Genomic DNA, 11661 nt, shown 5'->3' on the forward strand with positions numbered 1-11661 from the left:
CTCAACCCGTGGCGGCTAACGACATTTCAGGTTTCATGGACTGGCCTCGCGACGCTGCGACGACCGCATCGACGTCGAGGATGAGAGCGACGCGGCCGTCACCGAGAATGGTGGCTGCGGCGATGCCCGGAACGTGCGTGTAGTTTGCCTCGAGCGACTTGATGACGACCTGGCGCTGGCCCTGGATGGCATCGACCATCAGGGCGCGCTGGCCGCCGCCTTCCGATTCGACCAGCAGTGCAACACCTTCGACCGGATTGGCCTGGGTGGCGCGGTAGTTGAGGACTCGGCCCACATCGACCAGCGGGCAAAACGAGTTGCGGATCGAGATAAGCCGCTGATTGGCGCCGAAGGAATGGATGGCGGCAGCCTCCGGCTGCAGCGTCTCGACGATAGCGGTCAGCGGCACCACCAACGTCTGGCCGGCGACCGTGACGACCATTCCGTCCAGAACGGCAAGCGTCAGCGGCAGGCTCATGGTGAAGGTCGAGCCGAAGCCCGGCCGCGATGAGATCGAGATGCGGCCGCCGAGCGCCTGGATCGAGCGCTTGACGACGTCCATACCGACGCCGCGACCGGAAATGTCGGAGATCTTATCGGCGGTCGAGAAACCCGCCATGAAGATCAGGTTATCGATCTCGTCATCCGACAGGTTGGCGTCGGCTGCGATGATGTCGTTGTCGATCGCCTTCTGGCGGACGCGCTCACGGTTGATGCCGGCGCCGTCGTCGGCAAGTTCGATCAGGATACGGCCCGAACGATGTTTTGCGGTCAGCTTGATCGTGCCTTCCGGGTCCTTGCCGGCGGCCTCGCGCTTTTCGGGCGACTCGATGCCGTGGTCGACGGCGTTACGGATCATGTGGGTCAGCGGTTCGGCGATCTTGTCGATGACCGTCTTGTCGACTTCGGTGTTTTCACCTTCGGTGACCAGGCGGATCGACTTGCCGACCATGTCGGCCACCTCGCGGACGATACGCGACATGCGCTGGAAGACCGGCTTTACCGGCTGTGCGCGGATCGCCATGACCGAGTCCTGGATCTCGCGGGTGAGCTGCTGCAGCTCTTCGAGGCCCATGTTGACGGCCGACGTACCGGTCGCGTCGTTCTCGACGACACTCTGGGAGAGCATCGCCTGGTTGATGACGAGTTCGCCGACGAGGTTGATGAGACGGTCGACGCGGTCGAGATCAACGCGGATCGTCTGGCCAGCGCCGGCTGCCGCGGCAGCGGCATTGTTCTGGGCGGCAGCTGCCGCGGCAGCCGATTCCTTCCTCTCGGCGGCACGGGCCGTCCTCGAGACGTTGCTTGCGGTCTCGGCAGCGGATACGGCCGCAGCGACGGTTTCTTCCGAAACGCCTCGTTCGGCGGTCTTTTCCTCGTCTTCTCCACCAGCGGAGTCATCAAGGATCGACAGATCGAACGGAACCGGGACCATCGGCAGTTCCTCGTTGGAAGATGCCTCTTCGGCAAGCTTCACTTCGAGGTCGCAATCCCATTCCGCGAATTCGAAGACGGCACGGATGTCGCCTTCGCTCCTGGTGGTCCGGATCGAGATCTTCCAGCTGAAATAGGAGGCCTCCGGATCCATCTTGTCGAGGGTCGGCAGAGCGTCCGCGTCGCAATTGATGCTCATCTCTCCCAGACGGGACAGATCGCGCAGCAGGAGCGCTGCCTCGTTGCCCTTGGAATAGAGTTCGCGACGCGGCTTGAACGAGACTTCGTAGACCGAGCCTTCAATTGCCGGCTCATCGTCCTCGCCGAAGCCGTCGAACGAAAAGGGGACCGGCTGAAAGCCGCTGTCGTCGCTCGGTTTGGGAAGATCAACTTTCGCCACGGGAGCCGGGGCAGCCTTTGCGGCCGGTTTCGGGGCGTCGTGGCCGGAGGAAGAGGGCGACCCGCCATGGGCGAGCGCCTCAAGTTCCTTGACGAGGCTGCGGCTTCTCGATTCGTCGACGCCGCCGCCGTCACGCGATGCGCTGACGAGATCGGCCAGCACGTCTGCCGACTTGAGCATGACCTTTAGGACGTCCTGCGTCGGCTCGAGCTTGTTGGAGCGTACGCAATCGAGCGTCGTCTCGAAGACGTGGGCGAAGGAAACCAGGTCGTCCAGACCGAAGGCGCCAGCACCCCCCTTGATGGAATGAACGGCACGGAAAACGGCGTTCACCGTTTCGGGGTCGCGATCCCCGTCGTTCAGCTTGAGAAGACCCGACTCCAGTTCTGCGAGCTGCTCTTCGCATTCCTGAAAGAAGATCTCTTTGATTTCGTTCATATCCATCGGGGGAATTCCTGGCTCAGGCGGTTACACGCTCGATCGCATCAATCAGTTTGGCAGGATCGAAGGGCTTGACGATCCAGCCAGTCGCGCCGGCCTGCCGGGCCCGGTTCTTCTTCTCGGCATCGCTTTCCGTCGTCAGGACGAGGATCGGAACGGCGCGATATTTTTCGTTGCGGCGAACACCTTCGATGAAACCGAAGCCATCGAGGCGCGGCATGTTGATATCCGTGACGATGACGTCCGGATTGCAGCCCTCGAGGACTTCGAGGCCCTCAATGCCGTCTTCCGCCTGAATTGTCTCAAAGCCTGCGTTATTCAGGGTCACCAGAAGCATGTTCCGGATCGTCCGTGAGTCATCCACGGTCAGTACTTTCTTCTTCATTGCTAGATCTCCTTAGCAACCAAATTTTCGTTATTAATGCCGATGAGTTGCATCGTCTTCTGAAATGCATCCGAAGCCTTCTCGACGAGAAAGGACTTCTTGTCTTCTTCCCAAGCCTTGACGCCGGCGACCAGAACCTGGGCGCACTGGACACCGACCCGCTCGACGCCCGAGGCGTCGATCTTGAGATCGCTGCCCCGCATGGAGACCAGCTTGCCATGCAGGTTCGAGGCCTCGTTGAGGTCCAACACTGCGGCCAGCTTCAAACTTCCAGCTCCAGCCTTCTTTGCTGCCATCAGCTTATTCCTTGTCGTTTCTGAAAGAGGTATTCGCCGTCATCCGCCCGCTCAGTCGCCATCGGCGCGATCGGGACCAAAGTCGGCTGAGGTCTTGGAGCTGCAGGTCGGCGCGCATCCGCATAGCGGTTCTGCCGCTCGATCCGGAACTCGCGGACCGTGCGGCCGAGTTCCAGGATAACGGTATGGAGTTCGTCGGCGCCCTCGCCCGCGCGGAACGCGAGGCTGGCGTTCGAGGCGACGTGTTCGCTGACCGAACCGATCTCGGCGGTCAACCGGTCGAGGCCGACGGCCTGTTCGCCGGTGTCGCGGGCAATACCGGCGATCGCGTCGTTGATGTCGGACACCTGGCGAACGATGCCGCCGATCGCGTCCTGGGTGCGGTGAACCATGTCGACCCCGGCATCCACCTGGGCCTTGGTGCCGTTGACGAGCGTCTTGATCTCGCGTGCTGCGTCGGCGGAGCGCTGGGCGAGCGCGCGCACTTCCTGGGCAACGACGGCAAATCCGCGGCCGGTCTCCCCGGCACGGGCCGCTTCGATACCGGCGTTCAGCGCCAGCAGATTGGTCTGGAACGCGATGTCGTCGATGACGCCGATGATCTCACCGATCTTTTCAGCCGAGGATTCGATATCCGCCATGGCGTTGATCGCGCGACCGACAACCTCGCCGCTTGCCTCAACCGAACGACGCGTCTCGGCGGCGGCCTTTTCGGCGGCGGCCGTCTCGGCAGCGCTGCCCTTAACCCTGGCGGTTACGTCGAGGAGCACGCGTGCCGCCTCCCTGAGGCGGGTGGACTGTTCTTCCGAAGCGGCGGCAAAGGAGCGAGTGCCCTCAGTGAGGGCCTGCGTCAGCGCCCCGGCCTTCTGGCCATGGCCATCGACCGTCTCGACCGACGAGCGCATGCCGGCGACTGCCTGATTGAGCAGATCGGCGAGTTCGCGATAGGCATCCGGCACGTCGTCGGCAAGACCTGCCGTCAGATCGCGGTCGGCGAGTGCCGTGATGACGTCGGTAAAAGTTTCGATCGCCTGCGCATGATCGGCTTCGCGCTGCTCGGCGAGCGCGCGCTGGTGCTTCTGGCGCTGTTCGTTGAAGCGGAGCGAGACGGCGATCTCGACATCGACCATGACAAGGCGGGTGATCGCGCCGACGAGATCGAGCAATTCCTGCTCCCGTTTACGGCCGCCCGGCAGCAGCGACTTCGGAGCAAGGTCGACGATCGCGCCGGCGATCAGATGTTCGAGCATGACCGCGTGGCCGGCGACGTGCCAGCGCGGGTCGAGGCCCATCCGGCTCTCGGCATCGGACAGAACCTTCACTCGCTCGGCATAAAGCGCGTCGAAGCGGGCATCGGTCAACACGCCCCAATGGGAGGCCTGCAGGTCGTGCAGCCGTTCGATCTGCTGCTCGCTCTCGAAATTGCGGGCGGCTTCCGGAAAGGATTGAAAGCGGTGGAAGAGATCGCGCAGGCCGGTCTTCAGATGCCGGTCGAGCTGCGGGCGGCAGCGGCGCAGCAGATCGCGCAGTTCGCCGTCGAGGCCGGCAAATGCCAGTCTCTCGCCCAGGCTGCCTGCCTGGCCACGTCGCGCCTGATCCGATGGCATTTCCTGCACCAAAACCGTCCCCAAAATTATTCAAGCCAATCCCCGGAGAGGATCAGCGGCATGCAAGCTGCTGTCAGCCAGCGCCTGGATGAACGGGGGATGCTGGCCAAACCGGATCGATATCCGTCGGGCATGGGCAACGCGGTCACCACGGGCTTTGCTGGATTTTCATGAGCGGATACCGGATTGGACCGGTACGGCTTTGCGGCTTCATGCCTGGTGGGGGACCGCAGTCATCCCATTTCGCCGTGGTCTCTAATATGTATGGTTAATTCCTTGCCTGAAGGTTAATGGAAGGTAGAAGCATGCCTGTTTTGCTTCAGGCAGGCGCATATTACCCGCTATCAGGGTATTCGCTTCGGCATTGCTCGGTGGTTACGGTTTTTCTCAATTGGCCGCTTGAACGTCGGCCAACCCGCCTTGTCTCCCATATCGGCGAGCGGCTGCAACGGATAAGCTTTAACTCAAAGCGCCATGCCACCCTTGCCGGTGAACTTCTTGCTGACATGCAGCGAGCCGGAAAGACCGAAACGCCAGGGCAGATCGATGGCCTGGGAGATGCCGATCCGCCGACCGGTGACGATCAGGGGTGGTGTTTTCGGCAACGTGAACTCGAACGGTGGCGCAAACAGCGGCAGGCCGTTGTGCTCGATGGTGATGCCGAGCGCCTGGCAGAGGCGGCCCGGACCGGAGCAGAGGAGCAGCGGATCGGCAAGACCGCGCCTTTTCTCCATTTCCTGAAGGCCCCTGACCGGCTGCAACGCCCTGATCAGCACGGCGCTACCGGGCCGGCAGACAAAATTCAGACACCAGTGAATGCCGTAGGAACGGTAGACATAAGCGTGTCCCGGCGGCCCGAACATCACCGCGTTTCTCTGCGTGGGCCCGCGAAAACTGTGGGAGGCCGGCTCGTCCGGCTCATAAGCTTCCGTCTCGACGATCACGCCGCCTGCGCCGGAGACATCGAGTTCGACGCCGATCAGATCACGCGCCACCTCTACGGAGCCTCTATCGAAAAACTGCTGGTCCATAAGAAACGCCCGTCTCGCTGCCGGTTGCATCCATAGACGGCGAAGCAGGGCTTGTCTTCCCCGCCGACGACGCGACTTTCCGGAAGACCCGAAGCGTTGCGCAGACGTTGTGGTGGGGATGCAACAGGCCCCGACTTGCTGTTTGCCAAGTCAGCACGGATTTGTGGACGCACATTTTTGTGCATTGCCATGAAAACGCTCCGGGTGTCGTATTAGGTTTAGAAACATCTTGATTCTCAATAGATTGCCGCAGCGTTTTCAATCTTTGCGGCAGTCGAGCAGTAGCGCAACCCTGACTGGAGTAGCCTATGCCGAGTGAATCCTTGTTCGATGCCTTCACCAGGAACTACGAAGCGCGGCGCGAGACAGATATGTCTGTCGCCGAGTATCTGGCGATTTGTAAAAAAGATCCGATGGCCTATGCCAACGCCGCCGAGCGGCTGCTGGCGGCGATCGGCGAGCCGCAGATGGTCGACACGGCCAAGGATGCCAGGCTCGGCCGGATCTTCATGAACCGCACCATCCGGGCCTATCCGGCTTTCTCCGGTTTCTTCGGCATGGAAGAGACGATCGAGCGGATCGTTTCCTTCTTCCGGCATGCCGCGCAGGGGCTCGAGGAGCGAAAGCAGATCCTCTACCTGCTCGGTCCGGTCGGTGGCGGCAAGTCGTCGCTTGCCGAGCGGCTGAAGCTGCTGATGGAAGCCAATCCGATCTACGTGCTGAAGGCCGGCGACGATATCAGTCCGGTTTTCGAAAGCCCGCTCAACCTCTTCGATCCGGTTGCCATGGGGCCGATGCTGCTTGAGCAATACGGCGTTCCGACCCGGCGTCTTAGCGGGCTGATGAGCCCCTGGTGCCTGAAGCGGCTCGACGAATTCGGAGGCGACATAACTCGTTTCCGGGTGGTGCGGCTGCAGCCCTCGCGGCTTCGCCAGATCGGGATCGCCAAGACCGAACCGGGCGACGAGAACAATCAGGACGTCTCGTCGCTGGTCGGCAAGGTCGACATTCGCAAGCTCGAAAACTATTCCCAGAACGACTCGGATGCCTACAGCTATTCCGGCGGGCTCAACCGCGCCAACCAGGGCGTGCTCGAATTCGTCGAGATGTTCAAAGCGCCGATCAAGATGCTGCATCCGCTGCTGACGGCGACGCAGGAAGGCAATTACATGGGCACCGAGAATATCGGCGCCATCCCTTTCTCCGGCGTCATCCTTGCCCACTCGAACGAGGCGGAATGGCAGAGCTTCAAGGCGAACAAGAACAACGAGGCGTTCATCGACCGCATCTGCGTCATCAAGGTTCCTTATTGCCTGCGGGTGACGGAAGAACAGCATATCTATGAAAAGCTGATCGAAGGTTCGGAGCTTGCGGATGCCTCCTGCGCGCCGGCGACACTTGAGATGCTGGCCCGGTTTTCCGTGCTCTCGCGGCTACGCAAGCACGAGAATTCGACCTTCTTCTCCAAGATGCGTGCCTATGACGGCGAGAGCCTCAAGGAAACCGATCCGCGCGCCCGCAGTGTTCAGGAATATCGGGACGCGGCCGGCGTCGACGAAGGCATGGACGGAATATCGACACGTTTTGCCTTTAAGGTTCTAGCTTCGACCTTCAATCACGATACGACGGATATCGGCGCCGATCCGGTTCACCTGATGTATGTGCTGGAACAGGCCATCCGCCGCGAACAGTTTCAGGAGGAAACCGAAAAGCGGTATATCGAGTTCATCAAGGCAGACCTTGCTCCTCGGTACGCGGAGTTCATCGGCAACGAGATCCAGAAGGCCTATCTGGAATCCTATTCGGATTATGGCCAGAATCTTTTCGATCGTTACGTCGACTATGCCGACGCCTGGATCGAGGACGTCGACTTCAAGGATCCGGACACCGGGCAGCTTCTCGATCGCGAACTCCTGAACCAGGAATTGACCAAGATCGAAAAGCCGGCGGGAATCGCCAATCCGAAGGATTTCCGCAACGAGATCGTCAAGTTCTGCCTGCGCTCGCGCGCCAATAACGGCGGCAAGAACCCGTCCTGGGCGAGCTACGAGAAGATCCGGGAAGTGATCGAGAAAAGAATGTTCTCCCAGGTGGAGGATCTCCTGCCGGTGATCTCCTTCGGGTCGAAGAAGGACGGCGAAACAGAAAAGAAACACAGCGAGTTCGTGTCGCGCATGACGGGGCGCGGCTACACCGAAAGACAGGTTCGCCGTCTGGTGGAGTGGTACATGCGGGTCAAACAGGCAGGTTAGCGTCTGTACTCAATTAGGATTTGGAACGCAGCATGCAAGAAAACCGTTCAGTTCCTTAAACACACAAAGGTGGACGTCATCTCCATCATTGTGTGTGACGACAGGACGTAGGATTGTGGCATACTGGGTTGTGCGGCGTCCGAAACCTAGTTGAGTACAGACCCTAATGCTCATGCAGGAGCCAACATGCACATCATCGACCGGCGGCTGAACCCGCGCGGTAAAAGTTTGGAAAATCGACAGCGGTTTCTGCGGCGCGCAAAGGACGCCGTGCAGCAAGCAGTCAGGCGATCCCTGCAAAGCCGCAGTATCCGTGATGTACTCGATGGCGGCGAAGTCAGCCTCCCGATCGGCGGCATGGGCGAGCCGAGTTTTCGCCGGGCCGAAGGCGGGATTACGGATCATGTCCTGCCCGGCAACCGGGCCTTCGTCGAAGGTGATATCATTCCCCGCCCACCCGGCCAGGGTGGCGGCAGACCCAAGGAGGCCGGCCAGGGCGATGGTGAAGACGGCTTCCGCTTCGTTCTGACGCGCGAAGAATTCCTCTCGGTTTTTCTGGATGACCTCGAACTGCCCGAACTCGCCAAGCGACGGCTCAGCGAGACCGAGGAGATGAGCCCAGTGCGGGCCGGCTACTCCATTTCGGGCTCCCCTTCCAATCTCTCCATCGACCGGACGACGCGGCTCGCGATGATGCGACGCATCGCTCTCAAGCGCCCCAAGCCTGCCGAGATCGAGGCGCTGCAGCGCCAGATCGACGAATCTGAGAACGAGGAGACGCGCCTGTCGCTGGAGGCGGAACTCAAGTCGCTGACGGACAGGATTCGGCGCATTCCCTATGTCGATCCGCTCGACGTTCGCTATCGTCGTTTCGACAACGAGCCGAAGCCGGTTGCTAAGGCGGTGATGTTCTGCCTGATGGACGTCTCCGGATCGATGTCGGAGCACATGAAGGATCTGGCCAAGCGCTTCTACCTGCTGCTCTATCTGTTCCTCTCGCAGCGTTACGAGAAGGTCGAGATCGTCTTCATCCGCCACACCGAGAAGGCCGAGGAGGTCGACGAGGAGACCTTCTTCTACGGTCAGGCGACCGGCGGCACGCTGGTATCGAGCGCGCTTGCGGCGATGCGCTCCATTATCGCTTCACGCTTCGACCCCACCGAATGGAACATCTATGCCGCGCAGGCCTCGGATGGCGACAACTCCTATCGGGACGAAGCTCCGGCCGGCCATCTGCTGAGACACGAGATTTTGCCGCTCTGCCAGTACTTCGCTTATATTGAGGTCGATGAAGAGGGTGGCGATTCCTCGGTATCGAATTCCCCTCTCTGGCGCCTTTATGAAAGCATCCGGTCCGGTTCGGCAACGCTTGCGATGCGCAAGGTCTGCCGCAAGAACGAGATTTTTCCGGTCTTCCACGATCTCTTCCAGAAGCGTTCGACACAGACGAAGGCGATGCCATGACTCAGGCGGCTATGCAGAAGGATCGACTGCTCTTCGAAGGCGCGGACTGGGATTTCACGACGCTCCAGCGCATCCACGATGCCTGCGAGGAAATCGCGATCGGGGAACTCGGGCTCGACGTCTATCCGAACCAGATCGAGGTGATCACCGCCGAACAGATGCTGGATGCCTATTCGTCGACGGGCATGCCGCTGTTTTACCGGCACTGGTCGTTCGGCAAACATTTCGCCCATCACGAAGCCTTCTACCGCCGCGGCATGCGGGATCTCGCCTATGAGATCGTCATCAACTCGTCGCCCTGCATCTCCTACCTGATGGAGGAGAACACCGCGACGATGCAGACCCTGGTGATCGCCCATGCGGCTTTCGGCCATAACCATTTCTTCAAGAACAACTATCTCTTCAAGCTCTGGACGGATGCCGAGGGCATTCTCGACTATCTCGATTTCGCCAAGAGCTATATCGCCCGCTGCGAAGAACGTTACGGCGAAACAGCCGTCGAGCGGACCCTCGACGCGGCCCATGCTCTGATGTCGCATGGCGTACACCGTTATGCCGGCAAGACGAGGCTCGACCTGCGCCAGGAGGAAAAACGCCAGCTGGAACGGCGCGCCCATGAAGAACAGATGTTCAACGATCTCTGGCGCACGGTGCCGACGGGCCGCAAACGCGATGCGGCCGATGTCGATCTCGAAAGACGGCGCGCAGCGCTCGGCCTGCCGCAGGACAATCTGCTCTACTTCCTGGAAAAGTCCTCGCCCCGGCTGCAACCATGGCAACGGGAAATCCTGCGCATCGTCCGCCACGTCGCACAATATTTCCATCCGCAGCGCCAGACCAAGGTGATGAACGAGGGGACGGCGACCTATGTCCATTACCAGATCATGGAAAGGCTGCACGACCGCGGGCAGATCAGCGACGGCAACTATTTCGAATTCCTGAAATCACATACCAATGTCGTGTTCCAGCCGACCTATGACGATCGGCGTTTCTCCGGCTTCAATCCCTATGCCATCGGCTTCGCCATGATGCAGGATATCGAGCGGATCGTGACCAAGCCTACCGACGAGGATCGCGAATGGTTCCCGGATATCGCCGGCCGCGGAGATCCGATGCAGGTCCTGCGCGGCATCTGGGCCGACTACCGCGACGAGAGCTTTATCAGCCAGTTCCTGAGCCCGCACCTGATCCGCAAGTGGCGCCTTTTCCAGCTCTACGACGATCCGCAGATGAGCGAAGGGATCCTGGTTTCGGCGATCCACGACGAGCGCGGCTACAAGCGCGTCCGCCGCCAGCTGGCGCGCGAATACGATATCGGCTGGACCGATCCGAGGATCGACATCATCGATGTCGATCTCGCCGGCGACCGCCGCCTTCTCCTGCAGCACCGGGCGCCGAACGACTGGGTTCTCGAGGACAGCGAGACCCGGCAGGTTCTGCAACATCTGGCGGATCTGTGGGGATACGACGTCATGCTGCAGGAAATCGACAGCGCCGAGAAGGTGGTGAAGGAACATGCCGCCCATCCCCGCGAAATCCTTCATAAGGGTGACCTTTTCTCCTGACGACAGCGCACGAGGCAGGTCTCTGTCGATCCGGCAACTCCAAGCCTGGCAGGACGCCATGGCGACGTTGATCCCCGCTCATCAACTTTGATTACAGGAGCGGCCGGAGTTCCTGCCGATGGACAATCGTGATTGGACATCAAAAGCGGTCAGGATCAAAATAACGTCTGGGCGACGGGCATCTATTTTGTTCAAATAGGAGGCCGTAATGGAGCAACGTGCAGTCGATCAGCTGAAGACTATCGCTAGGATAAACCGCAGCTATCCCGACTTCCAGATGTCCAGCAGCGAGCGGCTCGAACGGTGGGCCGAAATTCTTGAGCTCAACCCCGACCGATCCCTTTCGACATTTCGGGAAACCGAATACCAGCCGGATGAAATAAGGGCCGCCATGCGCGGCGACGGGACGGCGCTTGCTGTCGCGTTCGGGGATCCCGTGCTGCGCGCCGCGGGGATGAGAGACGACACCTATGGGGAAGCCAGGCGGTTTTTTGAACTGTCAGACCGACAGATCCACAAACTGGTCTGCTTCTGCCACTTCGGAGCGCATGTGAGCGCAAGCACAGTCGCCCATCAGGTGCGGTCCATCGCCACCCGCAGATCCAGCGGCCCCCTTGCATACTTGGCTTCTTTCTTCAGAAGGTAGCCCCGTCGCTTCGTAGAACACGATCAGACTGCGCCTTGCCGGGCGATTGCCCGATGCCTTGGCGTTGCCGCTTGCCGTTGCGGGAACGGCCGATGGTTGACGCCGCGTCTTGAAAGATCGAAGCGGCCCGGTGCGCCCTT

At 60.6% G+C, this 11661-nt stretch carries 9 protein-coding genes; 4 read left to right on the forward strand and 5 right to left on the reverse strand.

Annotated elements, in window-relative coordinates; genetic code table 11:
* Nucleotide 1: 1 nt before the first annotated feature.
* The 5 genes from MOV61_RS02705 to MOV61_RS02725 form a co-directional block, all read right to left on the reverse strand.
* Nucleotides 2-2278: a chemotaxis protein CheA gene (locus MOV61_RS02705; RefSeq protein ID WP_247135438.1), complete on the reverse strand. Its 2277-nt coding sequence runs from the start codon at nt 2276-2278 to the stop codon at nt 2-4.
* A 16-nt stretch (nt 2279-2294) separates the two neighbouring features.
* On the reverse strand, nt 2295-2660 hold the full coding sequence (gene cheY1 / locus MOV61_RS02710; RefSeq protein WP_038539665.1) for a chemotaxis response regulator CheY1: 366 nt from the start codon (nt 2658-2660) through the stop codon (nt 2295-2297).
* Nucleotides 2661-2662: 2 nt separating this feature from the next.
* Entirely contained in the window at nt 2663-2956 is a 294-nt protein-coding gene (locus MOV61_RS02715; RefSeq protein WP_038539662.1) for an STAS domain-containing protein, read from the reverse strand.
* Entirely contained in the window at nt 2956-4563 is a 1608-nt protein-coding gene (locus MOV61_RS02720; RefSeq protein ID WP_247135439.1) for a globin-coupled sensor protein, read from the reverse strand. The genes MOV61_RS02715 and MOV61_RS02720 overlap by 1 nt, the downstream gene beginning before the upstream one ends.
* Nucleotides 4564-5027: 464 nt before the next feature.
* On the reverse strand, nt 5028-5594 hold the full coding sequence (locus MOV61_RS02725; RefSeq protein ID WP_247135440.1) for a DNA-3-methyladenine glycosylase: 567 nt from the start codon (nt 5592-5594) through the stop codon (nt 5028-5030).
* 308 nt (nt 5595-5902) lie between these two features.
* On the opposite strand from MOV61_RS02725, the gene MOV61_RS02730 reads away from it, so the two are divergent.
* From MOV61_RS02730 to MOV61_RS02745, 4 genes are all read left to right on the forward strand, one after another.
* A complete protein-coding gene (locus MOV61_RS02730; RefSeq protein ID WP_038539656.1) occupies nt 5903-7846 on the forward strand; it encodes a PrkA family serine protein kinase in 1944 nt (647 codons plus the stop codon).
* Nucleotides 7847-8032: 186 nt separating this feature from the next.
* Nucleotides 8033-9310, forward strand: coding sequence for a YeaH/YhbH family protein (locus tag MOV61_RS02735; protein WP_247135441.1), 1278 nt, complete (start codon nt 8033-8035; stop codon nt 9308-9310).
* On the forward strand, nt 9307-10875 hold the full coding sequence (locus MOV61_RS02740; RefSeq protein ID WP_247135442.1) for a SpoVR family protein: 1569 nt from the start codon (nt 9307-9309) through the stop codon (nt 10873-10875). The genes MOV61_RS02735 and MOV61_RS02740 overlap by 4 nt, the downstream gene beginning before the upstream one ends.
* Before the next feature lie 208 nt (nt 10876-11083).
* The gene (locus MOV61_RS02745) at nt 11084-11521 is read left to right on the forward strand and encodes a hypothetical protein (protein ID WP_247135443.1); all 438 of its coding nucleotides are present in this window, start codon (nt 11084-11086) and stop codon (nt 11519-11521) included.
* The last annotated feature ends 140 nt before the right edge of the window (nt 11522-11661 follow it).

Origin of the sequence: Neorhizobium sp. BETTINA12A (genome assembly GCF_023006485.1) — a bacterium.
GTDB lineage: Bacteria > Pseudomonadota > Alphaproteobacteria > Rhizobiales > Rhizobiaceae > Neorhizobium.